Origin of the sequence: Saccharibacillus sp. CPCC 101409 (assembly GCF_030518235.1) — a bacterium.
Taxonomy (GTDB): Bacteria; Bacillota; Bacilli; order Paenibacillales; family Paenibacillaceae; genus Saccharibacillus.
Window position 1 is genome coordinate 174,899 of the sequence record NZ_JAULSA010000010.1, and the last position, 18,174, is coordinate 193,072.

The 18,174-nt window shown below is 59.5% G+C and carries 14 protein-coding genes; 3 read left to right on the top strand and 11 right to left on the bottom strand.

Annotation, left to right across the window (positions count from 1 at the left end; all coding sequences use genetic code 11):
- Nucleotides 1-167: 167 nt before the first annotated feature.
- The gene (locus QWJ34_RS19595) at nucleotides 168-914 is read left to right on the top strand and encodes an SDR family oxidoreductase (RefSeq protein WP_302730449.1); all 747 of its coding nucleotides are present in this window, start codon (nucleotides 168-170) and stop codon (nucleotides 912-914) included.
- 807 nt (nucleotides 915-1,721) lie between these two features.
- Nucleotides 1,722-2,531 (top strand): MurR/RpiR family transcriptional regulator, encoded by an 810-nt coding sequence (locus QWJ34_RS19600; protein WP_302730451.1) that lies wholly within the window; start codon nucleotides 1,722-1,724, stop codon nucleotides 2,529-2,531.
- Between the two features lie 161 nt (nucleotides 2,532-2,692).
- Here QWJ34_RS19600 and QWJ34_RS19605 read toward each other — a convergent pair whose 3' ends face one another.
- The 5 genes from QWJ34_RS19605 to QWJ34_RS19625 all read right to left on the bottom strand — a co-directional run bounded on the left by QWJ34_RS19605 (nucleotide 2,693) and on the right by QWJ34_RS19625 (nucleotide 8,344).
- Nucleotides 2,693-3,409 (bottom strand): N-acetylmannosamine-6-phosphate 2-epimerase, encoded by a 717-nt coding sequence (locus QWJ34_RS19605; protein ID WP_302730452.1) that lies wholly within the window; start codon nucleotides 3,407-3,409, stop codon nucleotides 2,693-2,695.
- Nucleotides 3,410-3,415: 6 nt separating this feature from the next.
- On the bottom strand, nucleotides 3,416-5,002 hold the full coding sequence (locus QWJ34_RS19610; RefSeq protein WP_302730454.1) for a maltose/glucose-specific PTS transporter subunit IIC: 1,587 nt from the start codon (nucleotides 5,000-5,002) through the stop codon (nucleotides 3,416-3,418).
- A gap of 130 nt (nucleotides 5,003-5,132) precedes the next feature.
- Nucleotides 5,133-5,963, bottom strand: a complete 831-nt coding sequence (locus QWJ34_RS19615; protein WP_302730456.1) for an energy-coupling factor transporter transmembrane component T family protein — start codon at nucleotides 5,961-5,963, stop codon at nucleotides 5,133-5,135.
- Nucleotides 5,963-7,666 (bottom strand): ABC transporter ATP-binding protein, encoded by a 1,704-nt coding sequence (locus QWJ34_RS19620; RefSeq protein WP_302730458.1) that lies wholly within the window; start codon nucleotides 7,664-7,666, stop codon nucleotides 5,963-5,965. The genes QWJ34_RS19615 and QWJ34_RS19620 overlap by 1 nt, the downstream gene beginning before the upstream one ends.
- Before the next feature lie 117 nt (nucleotides 7,667-7,783).
- Entirely contained in the window at nucleotides 7,784-8,344 is a 561-nt protein-coding gene (locus tag QWJ34_RS19625; RefSeq protein WP_302730459.1) for an ECF-type riboflavin transporter substrate-binding protein, read from the bottom strand.
- 255 nt (nucleotides 8,345-8,599) lie between these two features.
- Here QWJ34_RS19625 and QWJ34_RS19630 point away from each other — a divergent pair, with 255 nt between their 5' ends.
- Nucleotides 8,600-9,433, top strand: coding sequence for a CPBP family intramembrane glutamic endopeptidase (locus QWJ34_RS19630; protein WP_302730461.1), 834 nt, complete (start codon nucleotides 8,600-8,602; stop codon nucleotides 9,431-9,433).
- A 160-nt stretch (nucleotides 9,434-9,593) separates the two neighbouring features.
- On the opposite strand, the gene QWJ34_RS19635 is transcribed toward QWJ34_RS19630, so the two are convergent.
- The 6 genes from QWJ34_RS19635 to QWJ34_RS19660 form a co-directional block, all read right to left on the bottom strand.
- Nucleotides 9,594-10,088 carry a GNAT family N-acetyltransferase gene (locus tag QWJ34_RS19635; protein WP_302730462.1) on the bottom strand — a complete coding sequence of 165 codons (495 nt, stop codon included), beginning with the start codon at nucleotides 10,086-10,088 and terminating at the stop codon, nucleotides 9,594-9,596.
- Entirely contained in the window at nucleotides 10,085-10,768 is a 684-nt protein-coding gene (locus QWJ34_RS19640) for a DUF1266 domain-containing protein (RefSeq protein ID WP_302730464.1), read from the bottom strand. The genes QWJ34_RS19635 and QWJ34_RS19640 overlap by 4 nt, the downstream gene beginning before the upstream one ends.
- The gene (locus QWJ34_RS19645) at nucleotides 10,765-13,434 is read right to left on the bottom strand and encodes a tetratricopeptide repeat protein (RefSeq protein WP_302730466.1); all 2,670 of its coding nucleotides are present in this window, start codon (nucleotides 13,432-13,434) and stop codon (nucleotides 10,765-10,767) included. The genes QWJ34_RS19640 and QWJ34_RS19645 overlap by 4 nt, the downstream gene beginning before the upstream one ends.
- 3 nt (nucleotides 13,435-13,437) lie before the next feature.
- Complete coding sequence (locus QWJ34_RS19650; RefSeq protein WP_302730468.1) at nucleotides 13,438-15,135, bottom strand: molecular chaperone HscC; 1,698 nt, start codon at nucleotides 15,133-15,135, stop codon at nucleotides 13,438-13,440.
- A 101-nt stretch (nucleotides 15,136-15,236) separates the two neighbouring features.
- Complete coding sequence (locus QWJ34_RS19655; protein ID WP_368046906.1) at nucleotides 15,237-16,154, bottom strand: metal-dependent hydrolase; 918 nt, start codon at nucleotides 16,152-16,154, stop codon at nucleotides 15,237-15,239.
- 141 nt (nucleotides 16,155-16,295) lie between these two features.
- The gene (locus tag QWJ34_RS19660) at nucleotides 16,296-18,032 is read right to left on the bottom strand and encodes an ABC transporter ATP-binding protein (protein ID WP_302730472.1); all 1,737 of its coding nucleotides are present in this window, start codon (nucleotides 18,030-18,032) and stop codon (nucleotides 16,296-16,298) included.
- Nucleotides 18,033-18,174 lie beyond the last annotated feature (142 nt).

Here is an 18,174-nt window from a genome sequence, read left to right on the forward strand (position 1 = left end):
TTTCGCTACTTTCCGCTGCACAATTGGAGAATTAGGCAAGGATGCTCCGGCATCGGTCTACCTTTCAAACGACTGAAAAAGGCATAATAAAGCTACAGCATCCGTATTCTATCCCACCTGCTTTTCCGATTTGCACATTCTTCCGAACCTAAAAGGAGCGATCATCAATGACACATTCCGATTTCAACGCAAAAACAGTTCTGGTTACCGGCGCTTCCCGCGGCATCGGCCGCGAAATTGCCCTGGCTTTCGCCGAGCGCGGCGCTCAGGTCGTCGTCAACTACAGCGGCAGCCGCGATAAAGCGGAAGACGTCGTCCGGCAGATCGAATCCGGCGGCGGCAAAGCGATCGCGGTTCAAGCCGATATCGCCCGCGTTTCCGAGATCGGCTCGCTGTTCGACCAGGCGATCGAAGCGTTCGGCGGCGTCGATATCCTGATCAACTGCGCCGGCCTGATGACTACCAAGCCGCTCGCGCAGATCACCGAAGACGACTTCGACCGCCAGTTTGCCGTCAACGCCAAAGGCACCTTCTTCGCCTGCCAGGAAGCGTTCCGCCGACTGAACGAGCAGGGCCGCATTATCAATTTCTCGACTTCCGTCACCGGCGCGATGTTCCCCGGCTACAGCGTCTACGCCGGCACCAAAGGCGCGGTCGAACAATTCACCCGCCAGCTCGCCAAAGAATTCGGACCGAAAGGCATCACGATCAATGCCGTCGCTCCGGGTCCCGTCAACACCGAACTGTTCATGGAAGGCAAATCCGAACAGCAGATCGCCGGCATCGTCGGCATGAACTCTTTCGGCCGCCTGGGCGAAACGGAAGATATCGCCGGCACCGTCCTTTTCCTCGCCAGCGAACAAGCCCGCTGGATCACCGGCCAAACCGTCCGCGTCAACGGAGGATTCGTTTAAGCCGCTTTCCTTTTCTCTCAGTCCGTATACTTACGCCGCTTCGCTGCCGGCAGAAGATTTATCCGTTCTATGTTATCGAGTCTATATTGGAAAATAAAAACCAACAGCCGCCGTATGCCATATACGGCGGCTTAATTCGTTGAAAAAGTTCATTTCTAAAAAGGCATAAGACCGAGACAAAATCCCACGTAACACGCGCAGACTCCTGAAGAAACCTACTTTAGAAATGTGCAATAGACTTTCGAAAAAAATCGTAAATTTTCTTCGAAAGTTTTAGGTTTTTGAAGAAAACTGACTTTGCAAGAAGCTAATAAGTCATAGATGTCGAGAAATTCCGGTTTTAAAAAGAGCCAATAAGCGGAGGGAGAAATTCAGTGAAGTCAAGACTTTCGGAGAAAGTCACTTCGGAAGCATATGCTTGTCAGCGTTCGCCTTTGAAATCGAGAAAATCCCACTTTAATTTGATTCCTTTTCTCGATTTCAACACGCGACCTAAAGTCTTTCGAAGAAAGACACATCGAAAGCCTACGCTAACGAATTTCTCCCGCAGCTCTTAATCTGATTTTGCGAATAGGACTTTCTCGACAACCTGAGTCTTTCGAAGAAAGACTCCTCGCAAGCATAGGCTAACGAATCTTCCCCGCAGCCTTTACAGTCTTTTACGAATAGAAATTTCTCAAATCCCCCCTCAAATTGCCACCCTCGCCCGCCTGGCTTTATAATAGTCGTAGCGTCATATTCCCGGAAAACGCGTACATAGTCTCACCATCGTCTATTCCCGCAGCCCCCGAAGGAGGACACGTCAACATGGCACTCAGCGCGCTGGACGAACTGCAGCTGAAATATCAGCAGCTTTCTGCCAAAGAAAAAGAAATCGCCGATTACGTGATTCGTCACAAGAATTCGATCCACAATATCAATATCCGCGATCTGTCCGGCTTGACCCAGGCTTCCATGTCCACCATCACCCGCTTCTGCCGCAAGATCGGCTTTGCCAGCTTCGTCGATTTCAAGATCAGCCTGAACCGCGAAGCGGACGAGCCCAGCGGCGAACAGAACTTTTTTGCCCGGACCCAGCATATTTACAACGAGATCATCAACGCCACTACCGAACTGATCCGCCCGGAAATGATCGAAGAAGTCGTCCGGCTGATCCGGCGCGCGAAGCGTATTTACGTGTACGGTCTCGGCAACTCGGGCTTTTCCGCGCTGGAATTCAAATACCGTTTGATGCGGATGAATATCCTCATCGACGCCGTCAACGATCCGCATATGATGCTGATGAACGCTTCCCTGATGAACGAGCACGACCTGGTGTTCGGCCTGTCCAACTCGGGACGCACCGAGGAAGTCAACGCGGGACTGCGCCAGGCGAAAAAGCTCGGCGCGACGGTGGTCGGCATCACCAACTTCGACCGGACGCCTTTTACCGAAACGACCGATCTCTGCCTGTTCACGCCGGCTTTGCAGCGAATCGGCGACGTTCCGTTTATCAACAGCCAGCTTGCGATCATCTATGTACTCGATATGGTGTCCATGCTGCTGCTGGAAGACGAATCGCTGCTGGAAGCGAGACGCCGGACGATCGACGCGCTGTATCCCCCGGATAAAAAGTAACCGGAAGCGGACCGAACGGCGGAGACGCATACGCACGAAAAAAAGGCGGGAAGTCCGGCCGCTTGTCTTATTCCATTGAATGGAGACAAGCTGCGCGCTTCGCGCCTTTAATATATCCGTTATTTATTCCTGCCGCTTATTTATCCCGAAACTTCCGCCGTTTACCGCCCCGCCGAAGACAGGCCGCTGCCGCGCTTCATCTCCGCCACGAACCGCTCCGTGATCTGCTGCGGACGCGTGATCGCGCCGCCCACAACTACGCTGTATACGCCGATTTCCAGGCAGCGGGCGGCCATCTCGGGCGTCATGATATTGCCTTCCGCCACGATCGGCGTTTCGATCTCGCGCACCATTTCTTTCAGAATCGCAAAGTCGTCGGCGTACAGCTTCTGTGCCTGCGTTTCTTCCGTATAGCCGACCAGCGTCGCCGAAACGAGGTCGAAGCCCAGCCGCTGCGCCTGCGCGCCTTCGCGCACGTTCGATACATCCGCCATCAGCAGCAGCTCGGGATACCGGGCTCGGATCTGCCGGACCAGTTCGTCCAGCGCCATGCCGTCCGGGCGCGGCCGATCCGTCGCGTCGAGCGCAACGATCTCGCAGCCCGTCGCGGCCAGCTCGCCTACTTCGCGCAGCGTCGGCGTAATAAACACCGGGTTCTCGCCGTAATTGCGCTTCACGATCCCGATCACCGGCAGATCGACCCGGCGGCGGATCTCCGTCACGTCTTCTGCCGTATTGGCGCGGATGCCGGCCGCCCCTCCCTGTTTGGCCGCCACGGCCATTTTGCCCATCGTCTCGGAGCCGTGCAGCGGTTCGTGCTCCAGCGCCTGACACGATACGATCAGACGCCCCGCAAGTCCCAGTGTGTCCAGTTTCACGTCGCCTCACTCCGTTTCCATATATTCTTCGATCTCGTTCTTGATGACGCTGACCTGCGGACCGTAAATGACCTGTACCCCGCTGCCGTTGACGAACACGCCTTTGGCTCCGGTCGCTTTCAACCCGTTCTGGTTTACCCGCTCCGGATCGTTGACCGAGACCCGCAGCCGCGTCGCGCAGCAGTCGAGGTCTTTGATATTATCCATCCCGCCGAGCGCGTCGAGGATCACTTTCGAACGCGGCTGCGCTGAAGAATCCGATACCGCCGCCGCTGCCGGAATACCCGCGCCCGCCGCTTCCGCCGCTCCGTTTTCCACGGCTGCTTCGTCTTCGCGCCCCGGCGTTTTCAGGTTGAATTTGCCGATCAGGAAGCGGAACGTGAAGTAATACAGCGCGAACCAGACGGCTCCGATCACGGGCACGTACATCCAGTTCGTTTTCGCTTCGCCCTGCAGAATGCCGAACAGGATAAAGTCGATCAGGCCGCCGGAGAACGTTTGTCCGATCGTGATCTGGAAAATATGCGCCAGCATAAACGCCAGACCGTCGAACGCCGCGTGAATGACGTACAGGAAAGGCGCGACGAACAGGAACGAGAATTCCAGCGGTTCGGTAATGCCGGTCAGGAACGAAGTCAGCGCCGCGGACAGCATCAGGCCGCCGACGACTTTTTTGCGTTCCGGCCGCGCCGTGTGGTAGATCGCCAGCGCCGCGCCGAGCAGACCGAACATCATGGTGATAAAGCGGCCCGACATAAAGCGCGATGTGCCGATAAAAAACTTCGACGTCCCGGGATCGCCGAGCTGGGCGAAGAAAATATTTTGCGTGCCTTCATACACTTTACCCGATACTTCGAGCGTGCCGCCCAGTCCGGTCTGCCAGAACGGCAGATAGAAGATATGGTGCAGGCCGAGCGGTCCCAGCATCCGCAGGAAGAAACCGTAGAACAGCGTTCCCGCATAACCGGTCGCATCCACGATGCCGCCCAGCTTCATAATGCCCAACTGGATCGTCGGCCAGACCAGGTACATCAGCAGACCGACGAAGATCGCCGCAAACGACGACACGATCGGGATAAAGCGCGAACCCCCGAAAAAGCCGAGAAACTGCGGCAGTTCGATCTTGTTGTAGCGGTTATGCAGGAAAGCGGTGACAAGACCGATCACGATGCCGCCCAGCACGCCCGTTTGCAGCGACTGGATGCCGAGTATGACGCCCTGCCCCGCGGCGGCCAGATTGTCTTCGGCCAGCCTGCCGGAGTTCGCCAGCATCGCGTTGATCGAAGCGTTCATGACCAGATAAGCGAGCGCCGCCGCGAGTCCGGCCGTACCTTTATCCGAACGCGCCAGTCCGACCGCCACGCCGATCGCGAAGATCAGCGCCAGATTGTCGAACACGATGCTGCCCGCGCTGCTCATCACGGTGAAGATATGCTGGAGCCACGCGATCTGAAGGACCGGGTACGTTTGGACCGTATTGGCGTTCGACAGCGCGCCGCCGATACCGAGCAGCAGCCCGGCTGCCGGCAAAACGGCGATCGGGAGCATAAAAGACTTGCCGAAACGCTGGGCTTTTTCAAAAAAGGTTTTCATTGTTGTTTCACCACCAGAAATTATTTTCTTTTAAATATACTTTTAGAAAATAGTTTTCGTCAAGATCATTCTTTTGAAAACACAAAAAAACATGCCGCCGGAGTCGGCTCCGGCCGGGCATGTTTGCAGGTTATACAAAAATATTGTAAAAGCGCGATCCGTCCCAAAACGTGACGGTAAACGCCGCTGCCGACAGCAGAACCGCCGCGGTCAGAACGGCTGCATCGGTTGTCGTAAGCGGACGCGTTTTGTACCAGGTGCGCCGGCGCCCCCGTCCGAAGCCGCGCAGCTCCAGCGCCGCGCTGACTTTCTCGATCCGTTCCAGCGTCGAGAGCACAAGCGGAAACAGAATCGAGACTGCGTTTTTCAATCGCCGGCCCGGCTTTTCTTTGCGCGACAGATCGATTCCGCGCGCCTGCGCGGCGGTCGAAATATTGACGAATTCCTGCTGCACATCCGGAATGTAGCGCATGGTCAGCGAGATCGCGTAAGCGATCTTGTAACTCACGCCGATCCGGTTCAGCGAGGAAGCGAATTCGCTCGGATCGGTCGTCAGCAGAAACAGCAGCGCCAGCGGGACGACGACGGCGTACTTCAGCATAACGTTGAACTGGTAAAACAGCTGCTCTGCCGTCAGCGAGTAATGTCCGGCGATATGCAGCAGTTCGTGGCGCGTGCCGTAGATCAGCGTGCCCTGCTCCGGCGCAAACAGAAAGATCGCCAGCTGATTGAGCAGGGAAAAGATCAGGATCAGATACAGGACAAACGAATACTGTTTGAACGGAACTTTCGACAAGTAAAAAGCGGTCAGCGATACGGCCAGCAGCGCCAGCAGACAGCGCGTGTCGTAAATGACCATGCCCGTCACCGAGCCGATTATAAAGCAGAGCAGCTTGGTGACGCCGTTCAACCGGTGGACGGGCGAAGCGATATCGGAGTACGCGAGGAGTTTAACCGCCATCAGCTTGTCAGCTCCTTTTCCGATCGGATGAACCGGGCGACGAACTCGTCTTCCGGCGATATGCCGGCCCGGCGGGCCAGAAGATGCAGCGACGTTTCGCTCAGATGCGCTTCTTCCACGAGCGCGGCGTCGCCGAGAATACGGGCCGGCGCGGCGTCGGCGATCCGGCGTCCTTCGGACAGAACGATCGCGCGCTGTCCGTATTCGAGCATCAGGTGCATGTCGTGCGTAATCAGGATCAGCGTCATGCCGCCGCGGTTCAGCTCCAGCAGAAACCGCATCATCTCGTTGTAATGGCGAAAGTCCTGTCCGGCCGTCGGTTCGTCGAGAATCAGGATATCCGGACGCAGAACGAGAATCGACGCGATCGTGGCGCGCTTCTTCTGTCCGTAGCTGAGCGCGGACACCGGCCAGCCGCGAAACGGATACAGGCCGCAGACGCGCAGCGTTTCGTGCACCCGCTCGCGAATCTCTTCCGCCGGCACGCCGCGATTCAGCAGTCCGAGCGCCGCTTCGTCGTACAGCAGCGGCTTGGACAGCATATGATTGGGATTCTGCATCACAAAGCCGATCCGCTGCGCGCGTTCGCGAATCGAGTCGTCGAGCAGATCGCGCCCTTCAAGGCGAATCGAACCTTCGATAGGCTTGTGGAAGCCGCAGATCAGGCGCGAAATCGTCGATTTGCCCGCTCCGTTGCGTCCGGCGATGCACAGAATCTCGCCGCGGCCCACCGACAGCGATACATCGCGCAGCACCGGGCGGGCGGGATCGTAGCCGAACGTAATTCCGTTCAGCTCCAGCAGAGGCTCCCGTACGGCAGTCTCGGGCGCGGCCGCATTCGCTTCGTACCAGCTTCGCAGCCGGCCGGCGCCGGGCTCAAGCTCGATAGTCTCGACGCTGCGCGGGCGCATCTCCGGCGTCACTTCGCAGCCGGCATAGCGCAGCGCGGTCAAATGCAGCGGCTCGCGAATGCCTTTTGCCCGCAGCAGATCCGAGCACAGCAGCTGTTCCGGCGGCAGATCGGCGGCGATGCGTCCGTCGTCGATCACGATCACCCGGTCGACCGGACAATGCAGCATCTCTTCCAGCCGGTGCTCGATAATCACGATCGTGCGCTTCGATTCGCGGTGCAGCCGGTCGATCAGCTCGACCGTCGACCGGCCGGCGTGCGGATCGAGGCTGGCCAGCGGCTCGTCGAACAGCAGAATCGGAGCGCCGCCGACCAATCCTCCGGCCAGTGTCGTTTTCTGCTTCTGGCCGCCCGACAGTTCCTGCGGCGAAGCGTTCAGAAAGTCGAGAAAATCGACTTCCGCCGCCGCTTCTTCCACCCGCCGCACCATCTCCGCATGGGCAACGCCGTCGTTTTCCAGCTTGAACGCGATATCTTCCGCCACCGTCAGGCCGACAAACTGCCCGTCCGGGTCCTGCATCACCGTCCCGATCCGATCGGACAGCTCCGCGATGTTCCAACCGTCCGCGGGTTCGCCCATGATCTTCAGACCGCCCGAGCGCTCGCCCGGATAGAAATGCGGCGCCAGACCGTTGATGCAGTGCGCAAGCGTGCTTTTGCCAGAGCCCGACGGACCGACAATCAGCACCTTTTCTCCTTCATAAATGCTCAGATCGATTTCATGCAGCGTAGGTTCGCTCTGGGCGCGGTATTGAAAAGTAAAACGTTCGAATTCGATGACCGGTTTTCTCATGGGATTCCTTTCTGCTTCGTCGTGCTCGTTATTTCGCGTCGTCGCCCGCGGGGCGGACACAGGAAAAAGCCGGCTGCGAACACCGGCTTTCCTCTATTCCGCCTCAATTTTCACATGCTACGCTTCTCGCGTCAAGCTTCCCCGCTTGGTGCGCGTTTTGGCGTAGGCCGCCGCGAGCAGCGTCCCGAGCACGGCCACGACGAGAATATTCAGACCGCCGGCCACCAGGCCCTGCGTGAACACTTTGTCGCCCGGTTCGGCATAGATCAGAATATCGAGCACCGGAGCCGCGACGAACCAGGATACCGCGTTGGCAATAATCTGCCCGATATTGAAACGGATGATTTCTTTGATGCCGAACTGCCCTTCTTCGATCCGGGCGCCCCTGTTAAACAGCCCGTACAGCAGCCCCGCGATGCCGGAAGCGATGACCCAGCTGAACCACGGCGCGCCGTAGGAAATCAAATCCGCCAGCGTATGCCCGATCAGGCCGATCAGCAGCCCGGCCCACGGACCGTACAGCAAAGCGAACAGTGCGAGGATCGCATAGTTCGTTTGCAGATTGGTATTCGCAATACCGGTCGGAATCGAACCGAAGCGCGCCAGCACGATAAACAGTGCCGCCCCGATCCCGATCGCGACGATCGTGCGTACCGAAAATCCTTTTGAAGACCGCATAATTTTCCCTCTCTTTCGTAAACGTATCGAGCCGCCTATCCAGGTCTTCGTCCTACCCGGGCGTTCGGTCTTGTTTGCGTTGATTATAACGGGTGACAACCCGCAAAGCTATAGTTTTTTCAGCGAAAACATATTTTATTTATCGGAATTGTTTGTTTTGATTGATATTCGTTTTTTCTATAGACATCATTTTCAACAAAAGCTAAAATCAAGTTGGCTTACTCGGTAACTTTTTATAAAAGGAGAAGATAAAAAATGAATGCCAAAGCAGCCGCCTTTTTCCGCTACCCGCTTGTGTGGGCGATCCTCGGCTTTCTGCTGCTGGTGCTCTGCAACGGCCTGCTCGCCCCAATCCCCGGCTCTTCCGGAGGAGCGGCGCTAATCGTTCTGCTGTCGCTGTTAAGCATCGCCGCTTACTCGGCCGTCTACCTGCTCGTCATGAAAAAAATCGCCCGCCGGCCCGTTCCCGAACTTTCGACGCAGCGGGCCGGACGCGAAACGCTGCTCGGGATCGGAACCGGCCTGCTGTTTATCGGGCTGTCCGTGCTCGTGATCGCGATCTTCGGCGGCTATTCGTTTCGCTGGGCCCCGGCGGACGCCGCGGGCAGCCTGATCGCCGGATTGGTCCTGTTCGCGAGCGCGGCGCTGTTCGAGGAAATGATATTCCGCGGCCTGCTGCTTCAAGCGATCGAACGCATCGGCGGCAGCTGGATCGCGCTCGCGGCGACTTCGCTGTTCTTCGGCGCCGTCCATCTCGCCAATCCCTCCGCCACCCTGCTCAGCGCGGCCGCAATCGCCGTCGAAGCCGGCCTGCTGCTCGGCGCGGCTTTTCTGTGGCGCCGCAATCTGTGGTTCGTCACCGGACTGCATTTTGCCTGGAACGCTTCCGAAAGTTTGCTGGGCATCCAGGTTTCCGGTCTGGACGTTTCCGGCCTGTTCGAAGTCCGCGTCGGCGGTTCGGCCTGGCTGACCGGCGGAGACTTTGGCCTCGAAGGCTCGCTCGTTCCGGTTGCGATCGGGCTGCTGCTGGCGGTCTTCATGCTGTCTCGCGCCAAAAGAGCGGGGCAGATCAAGCCGATGCGCCGATAAAAATATTTTTCCGTTATAAGGAATTCGAAATGTAACCGGCGAAGACGCATCAATGGGCATACATCCGCAATAAAAGACAAAGCAGGCCCGAAGAGCTTCGTTAGAAGCTTTCGCGCCTGCTTTTTCACGACGTTCTTTTTACCGATCGGCTTTGCCCGACTTAACCAAGCGCCAACCTGTAGAACTTCTTATCCACTTCCATCACCGGAAATCTTTCCGGCAGTTCGCCGCGCGGCACTTCGGCAAAACCGTTCTTCTCGTAAAAACGGTGCGCCGCTTTGAACGCCGGAGTCGTTCCCAGCCAGATCTCCGATATTCCGCGTTCGGCGGCCCAGCTTATCGCGCTTTGCAGCAGCTGCCGCGAAACCCCGAGTCCGCCGCCGCGAAAATCTTCCGCCACGAACATTTTGCGCAGAGCCGCGCGGCCGTCACCGATATCCAGCAGCGCAATCGTGCCGACGACCCGCTCCCCGTTCAGCGCCGTCCAGAAGTTTCCTTTGCCCCGCCGGTAAAAGTTCTCGATCTCCAATAGGTCCGGCTGATCTTCCAGGGTGATCGGGATGCCGTATTCGTCCTGTTGAATACTCAGGATCAGGTCGGCGACCAGGCTTTGATTGACAGACGCGTATTCACGGACTTCGACCCGGGTCTTCATCGTTCATCCCTCCCGTACTCCGGCAGATTCGGCGGCTCCGGCAGGTCGATCTCCCATTCCAGCTCCCGCCACAGGCTGCGCCTGCCGATCAGCAGGCTGCGCAGCTGGCCCAGATTGATCTCGGACCATTCTTCCGAAATATCCCGGCGCCAGAACTGGCGGCCGGCCATATAAGCGACCGCGTAGTCGGGCCAGCTCCGGTACGCAAAGCGCGCGCGAAGCGCGGTATTCAGCAGATAAGCATTCTCTTCCGCTTCGCCGATCAAGCCGGTCATCCGCGCGCAGCGGACATAGAACGCAAGCCGGCCCCAGTCCCAGGCGGCGATGCCGGCCGGCGGCAGCCGGTCCATATACAGATTGACCGTATAGAAATCGGCGTAACGATCGGTATTCCGGTCGATCCGGCCGATATAAGCGCGGCGCTCGGCCAGGGTCATGCCGCCGAGCAGCAGCCGAATCTCCTGGAAAGAAGGATTGTGCATCCCGGCCCACATCCGTTCCGCCAGATTCCGCACATCGTAGGCTTCGGTGACGCCCCACTGTTCTTCCAGCATACCGCCTACGCCGAAGTCGCAATCTTCGAACGCATAAGGAGGCTCGGCATCGTTCGATTCCAGCAGCGGCGCGCCAAGCGCCATTGCCCACTGCAGGGCACGTTTGTACGCAGATTCGTCCATCATGTCCATACTACCTCCGTATCGTAAGGCGGTTCGTCTCGCGGGGCGAACAGCAGCGGGCGAAGCTTGACGCTGAACGGCCAGGATTCCCGGTTCGGCCGCCCCTGGAGCAGCCGCAGAATGCCGGAAGTTTTACTTTTGCCTTCCATGCGCTCCAGTCTCGCCCGATAATCGGCGTGTTCCGGCTCGGCCGCCAGAACTTCACGCGCCAGACGAAGCGCTTCGTCCGCCATTCCGGTCTCGAAGCGGGCGATCGACAGCAGGCTGGCGGTATCGTCGCGAAGTCCCGCGTCGTACGCGTATTGAAGCTGCTCCGCCGCCTGCGCGTATTCCCTGCGGTCCAGCAGCAGCGTGCCGGCATAATGCCGGATATACGGATGCACGCCGCCGGGCGAAACGCGGTCCAACATCTCCGCCAGCGCCTGCCGCGCTTCGGCGGTCCGTCCGTATTCGAACAGAATGCTCAAGCGCCGCATCTGCGTCTCGATATCGTCCGGCGAAGCCTCCAGAATGCGCTCCGCGTAAGTCAGCGCGGCGATGTCTCCGCCTGCCGCCAGTTCGTCCAGCGCAAAGCGGGCGGCGCGAAGATCGCGCGGCGCAAGATTCGCCGCGTCGACAAAGCAGCGCAGCGCGTCGCCGCGCCGGCCCAGCTTGCGGCAGGCATAACCCAGCAGAAGCAGCAGCGCGTCGTCTTTATTCGGCACGTCTTGAAGTTCGGCCGCCGCTTCTTCGTACCGTTCAAGCCTTATATACAGCTCGGCCAGCCGGTAGCGCACGGTGACCGAATCGTCCAGGCTTCTCGCCCGGCTCAGATATTCCATCGCTTCTTCGTACTGTCCGATCTTCATATGACAAACGCCTTTCATCCAGAATACGGGCATCGGCTCCTGTTCGAAATCGAGCCGCAGATCGAGCGGCGCGATCGCTTCCTCGTAACGCTTCAGATCGTACAGGATATGCGCCCGGAAATGGTGGTACCGGCTGTCGGGCTTGCCGTACAAAGCCTCGTCGATATAAGCCAGCGCTTCTTCGCAGCGCCGCGCGCTGTGCGCGCAGACCGCCAGGCCCGCCGCCAGTTCGTGACCGCCGGCGCCGAGCGAAGCCGCCGCAAGAAGGTCGGCTTCCGCCCCCTGCAAATCCCGCAGCCTTAACCGGAACAATCCGCGGCGCAGCTTTGCGTAACAGCCGTCCGGCCTTTCGGAATCCGCCGTTTCGACCGCCTGGTCGAACAGCGGCGCAGCTTCTTCCGCACGATCCAGCTCAAGCAGCGCGCGGCCGAGCAGCGCCTTCATCCCGCTCGTCAGCCCGTACAGCGGAGCTTCCGTCATCAGCGCCTCGCATTCTTCGTAGCGCTCCAATTCGAGCAGCAGTTCGCCGGCGGCGAAGCGCGCTTCCCGGTCGCCGGGATACCGCTTCAGGACCCGCAGCAGCCCTTCCAGCTCCAGCTCCCGGAGCTCCAGCAGCCGGATGCGCAGCTCGATATCCGACGGCTCCAGCAGCAGGGCAAGCTCGCAGCTCTGACGCGCTTCCGCGAAGCATTCCAGCTCCCGCAGGCAGCGCGCCAGCGCCAGCAGCGCCGCCGGATCGTTCGGCAGCAGATCCAGCGCACGCCGGATCAATCCGAGCGCTTCGGAAGCCCGCTCCGTGTCCAACAGCCGGTCCGCCAGACGCAGCAGCGCGTCGCGCTCGCCGGGATAGCTGTGCAGAATCGCGCGCCAATCTTCTTCGGCCCGCAGATCTTCACCGAGCAGATGCAGCGCGGTCGCCCGCAGCCGCAGCAGATCGGGGTCGAAGCCGAACATTTCGCACGCCCGGTCGAAATCCTCCACCGCTTCCCGCAGCCGCCCGCTTCTCAGCAGACTCGCTCCGCGCGATCTCAGGCCGAGAAACTCGTCGGGATCGAAGTCCGGCGCGGCCGGCAGGAATTCGAACCGCAGCTCCGAAGGCTGACGGATCGAATCGATTACGAAAGCGGCGAATTCCGGCGGAACGAGACGGGTTAGTCCGATCTCGTCTTCGGTCCAGTAGAACAGCCGGTCGAGCATGCGCCAGACCGGAAGAGGCAGCTGGTAATGAGCCGCCAGAAAGCGCAGCAGTTCGGGCTGAATCTCCTGTTTGAACGCCAGATCCTGCAGCTGCCCGCTTTCGAGCAGCTCGCTCCACGCCTCGATGCGGATGCGCGAAGCATAATCGTTATAGATCGAATGAAGACGCCGCATAAACGTTTCGACTTCGCCGCTTCGCCCGGCGCCCGGGGCTTCCGGCGAAGAAGCCGTGCCGGACGCCCCGGGCTGTTCTTGCCGCCGGGTCGCGGGCTCCGACGGATCGCGCTTTTCCGTCCGCTCCGATTCCTCCGGCGCTTCCCGACTTTTGCGGCGCAGCGCCAGACGGTTGGCTTCTCCCCAGGCGGGAAGACGCGCCCCTCTCTCCGGCCGACCGTCCTGCGCTTCTTGTCCGGCCGCTCCGTCCGCTTCGCCCGTGGCATCCGCGGCGATCGCTTTCGCCTGCTTCAGCGCTTCGTCATAAGCTTCTCTTAGCCTTTGAAATCCTTCCGGGTCGTCTTCCGGACTCGTCTGTTTGAGCAGCGCCGCATACGCCCGCTTGATTGCGCGGGCGTCTCCCGTCGGCGCGAGGCCGAGGACCTGCCAGACTTCCGTATCCATGCTCATGTTTCAGTACCGGTTCCGCTCGAATTGATTCAAAAAATGCTCCAGCCGCTGCGCTTCTTCTTTGATCTCGTGCTCGTCCTGGCGGTTCAGCGCCGCTTCGAACCGCTGCATGGCGAGCCCGATCCATTCGCGCTCGTCGCCGAGCCGTTCTTCGTACAGCCGGTCGCCGCGCGCCAGCAGCAGACGGTTGCGCTCCTGGTCGCGCGGGTGCATCTTCAGCGCGGCCAGCCCCGCCAGTCTGCGTTCGATCTCCTCGCGGCTCATCACGCCCGGATTCTCTTCGATCACGATCCGGTGCACATCGTCGATGCCGACGGTCTTGACTTCGACTTCCAGAATGCCGTTGATATCGTACGTATACCGGATATCGACTTCGCGAATCCCCGTCGTATCCGGCGGAAATTCCACTTCCAGTTCGCCCAGCAGCAGATTGTTCGCGGCCATCCGGTTCTCGCCCTGATAGATTTTCACGATAATCTTGCGCTGCTCTTCGTTCATGGTGGAAAAGCGCTTCACGCGGCTGACCGGAACAAATGTATTGCGATCGATAATCGGGCTGAAATGCCCGCCTTCGTATTCGCCCGTCGTGTGCGAGATCGCCACTTCGGTGCCCAGCGTATACGGGCAAACGTCGGTCATCACGATATCCTGCAATTCCTCGCTGCGCTCTTTCATGCCCGCCTGCACGCCCGCTCCGGCGGCGACCGTCTCGTCCGGATCGATATTCGCGGCCGGCAGGCGGCCGAACATCCGGCTCAGCATGGAGTAGACGACCGGCATGCGCGAAGCCCCGCCGACCATCACGATTTCGTCGATGGACGCAGCGTCGATCGAGGCGTCGAGCAGCGCGCGTTCGATCGGCCGGCGCAGCCGGTCGACCAGAGGCTGGACCAGCTGCTCGAAGCGGTCGCGGTCGATCCGCAGCTCTTTCGTTTCGCCGCCGATGCCCGCTCTCATGACGATCGGCTGCCGGCGAGACAGATTCCGTTTGCCCGCTTCCGCCTGATCCCGCAGGAAAGCCAGCGTTTTGCGCTCCAATTCGGACGACTGCGTGCCGAAAGCGTTCAGAAAATGCTCGACGATCGCATTTGTAAAGTCCTCGCCGCCGAGATAGTTGTCGCCCGCGATCGCTTTGACTTCCATCACGCCGTCGAACAGCTCCAGGATCGACACGTCGAACGTTCCGCCGCCCAGGTCGAATACGAGAAACTGCGTTTCCGGCCGCTGCTGATGCAAACCGTAAGCGATCGCGGCGGCCGTCGGCTCGTTCAGCAGACGTTCCACCTGGAGTCCCGCCAGTTCGCCGGCCATCCGGGTCGCTTTGCGCTGCGTGTCGTTGAAGTATGCCGGGACGCTGATTACGGCTTCCGTTACCGGTTCGCCCAGATAGCTTTCCGCGTCCGCTTTCAGCGCCCGCAGCACCAGCGCCGACAGCTCTTCGGGCCGGAAGCGGCGGTCGCCGAGACGGATTTCTTTAGCCGTGCCCATATGACGCTTGAACGCGCCGGCCGTCAGCAGCGGATGCGTAAGCAGCCGTTCCTGCGCGATCCGCCCCACCAGAATATCGCCGTTGTCGTCGACTCCGACGACCGAAGGCGTCAATTTATCGCCCAGCGCGTTGGGAATCAGCAGCGAACGGCCTTCTCTCCATACCGATACGGCGCTGTTGGTCGTGCCCAGATCGATTCCGATAATGGTCATTTGTTTTCTCCACCGTTTCTTTTAGGTCTGCTCGTTGTGTTCTCAGTTTAACAGGAGACGAGCAGACGGGACAAATCCGCGTGGACGTTTCGAGCGATTGCCTATAAAAATCCCCATTTTCCCTTCCTGAATATGAACCAACGACGGTTCCCCTCCCTGTCGCGCGCCACGATGAGAACGTCATTTCCATCCTTTTTCTCTTCCAGCACTTCCAAAAGAACCTCGTTTTCGGAAGACGGCCGTCGATAGACGACTTCCAGTCCGTCTTTGCCCGTCCTTTCGACAACCACTTCCCCTTCCGCCCGATAGATTCCGTTCAGGTTCCAACGCATCTGCCCGCTCCAGACCGGAACGGTCCCTCTGACGATTCTTTGCGAATCCGTCGCGTCGAAACCCAGCGTCCAGAAATCCGCAAACGTCTTCATCTGATTCTCCTCCACCGGATGAACCTGCACGACCGCTTCCGGCGTAAAAGTGAACTCTCGCGCAAGCTTTTGTTCAATTTGGCCAACCCGAACGATTTTCAGACCCAGATAAACAAGGACAAACAGGAGCAGCAGAACGTTCAACCCCGATCTGCTTTTCATTTTTACCGGAAACATAAACGCCAGCGTCCCGAGCAGCATCGGCATCCACAGCGTGGGGTCGCCCAGGTAGATTAGCGGCAGGGTATAGGCTTGCGGGGAAAAAGGATAGATCAGATGCACGCCGTGCCCCAGATAATCGACCAGAATATGCGCAAAGACGCTTCCCGCAAAGCATACATACAATTCGATATAAGAGCGTTTTTTGAAAAAAAACCGGAGTAAATAGACAAGCGGAAGCATGAGCGCCCCCATGACAATCAGCGAATGCGACCATGGCGAAGCATCCCGCGGCCCCAACAAATCGGGCAGAATCCCGAAGCAAGACGAAGCGCCCAAAATAAAGATTTTCTCCATAAAAGAAATTTCTTTACGCGCAAGCGCAAGCGATGCGACAAAGCAGCCTGCGATCAAGTGAGTGAAAATATGCATCATCAATATAAGCGGCAATCGGGACGCCTCCTTTTAAGTAAGACAGGCTGCCTGGACGAGCAGCCCGTTTGCCAAATTTGCGGCAGGTCGCACGCAAAACGCGGTTGGCGTTATCCTCTTTAACAAACGGGGAGGCCGATCGGTTCACTCCGATTTTTCCCTGCGCTCGATTCCGGCAATTCTCCCTTCGCGCATCTGCACAATCAGATCCGCTTCCGCCGCTTCTTCCGGCCGGTGCGTGCTGACGATTCGCGTGGCTCCGTTCAGCGTCCGGATCGTTCGCCAGACGGCGGCCGCGTTGGCGGGGTCGAGTCCGGCGGTCGGCTCGTCCAGAACCAGCAGATCCGGCCGGCCGAGCCAGGCGCGCAGCAGGGCCAGACGTCTCCGCTCGCCGCCGGAAAGTTCTCGGCCCGAGCGGCTTTCCGCTATCGGAGCGTTTTGAATACCTTGAGCGCCGATACCCGGCAGCCCTTCCGCCTGCACCGCCGCCGCGGCGAGCAGCAGTTCGCCGCGCGTAAATCTGCGGCCGAGCTTGGCGTTTTCCTCCGGACCGACAGCGAACAGATGCGGTTCCTGCGCGACGAAAACGGCGGGGCCGTTCAAGGCGGCGTTTCGAATATCGACCGTTCCTTCCGTCGGCGCGTACAATCCGGCCAGCACATGCAGCAGCGTCGACTTTCCGCAGCCGCTTGCTCCGACCACGGCAACCAGCTCGCCCGGCCGCACCTCCAGATCAACCTGCCGCAGCGCCGGCTTTTCGCTGTTTTTATAAGTGAATCCGACTCCCCTCAGACTCATCCCCTGCGTCCTTTGCGTGTCTTCGATCGCCTGCGTCTCATTCGTCTCCATGCACGCCTTCTCTGCTGCAGGCTCATCGAGAAACGCCCACATTCGCCGCGCCGAAGCGGCGGACCGGTGCAGCTGCGCCAGAAGATCGCTTCCGTAGCGGACGGGGAAAAAGATCAGCTCGATCGTCCCCAGAAAAGCAACCAGTTCGCCGATCTCCAGCTTCCCGCCCGACACCTGCGCGCCTCCGTAAACGACTACAAGCACGTAAGCGCACACTTCGGACGCGCCGCCCGCAATCCGCAGCAGCGAACGGGCCCGCGCGGAAGAGACTTCCGCCGCTCCCGCTTCTTTGCACGCCGCGCTTAACCGGCGCTCCGCCCATGTCTGCGCGCCCGCGCTCAGCAGTTCCTTGATTCCGCGCGACAGGTCCGCCGCGCATTCGGAAACCGAGGACGCGCGGTGCTGCGCTTCCCGGCCTAGCGCAACCAGCCTGCGGCCGCTCAGAACGGGAATCGATCCGCTCAGCAGCAGAAAAGGAAGTAGCAGCAGCGCAAGCGTGCGATCCAGACCGGCCAGCGCAAGCGCCGCGCCGGCAAACTGCGCCGACGCATGCACGACTTCGGCCAGCAGCGTTCCGTAGAGCCTGGCCCAATTCGGCAGGTCGGACAGCAAATGCGATTCCAGCCGGCCCGCTGGAATCGTTTCGCTGCGCTTCACCGGCAGCTTCAGCAGATGGCGGAACGTTCGCATCCGCAGGTTCAGCAGGATCTGCTGCTCGGCCCCGGCCGATACCCGGTCCAGGGCGTACGACATCAGCCAGGTGCCCAGCCAGCTCAGCAAAAACAGCCCGGCGGCGATCCGCCATCCGGCTTCCTGCGGCCGCGCGGTCAACCCGCCGACAATCATGCCCAGCAGCACCGGCCGCGACAGATTCAGCAGCGCCGACAGCAGTCCGATCAGCACGGACAGCGCCGCCCCGAACGGTTCGGAAGCCAGCGGTTCTCCCAATCTTCGCAGCGTCGATAGAGGCCCGGCTTGGTTCCTCCTTGCCGTTTCCGTCCGTTTGCCCGGGCCAAAGTGTTTTTTGTTCATGATTCGCTCCTTCCCGAAGCATCCGAAAGCACACCAAAAAGGACAGCCGCTGAGCGGCTGTCCTTTTGATCGTGTTTCGTTCTTCGTATACGGTTGTTTGTCACCCTGCGGCTGTCCGTTTTCGTTGGTACCGATCGATCCA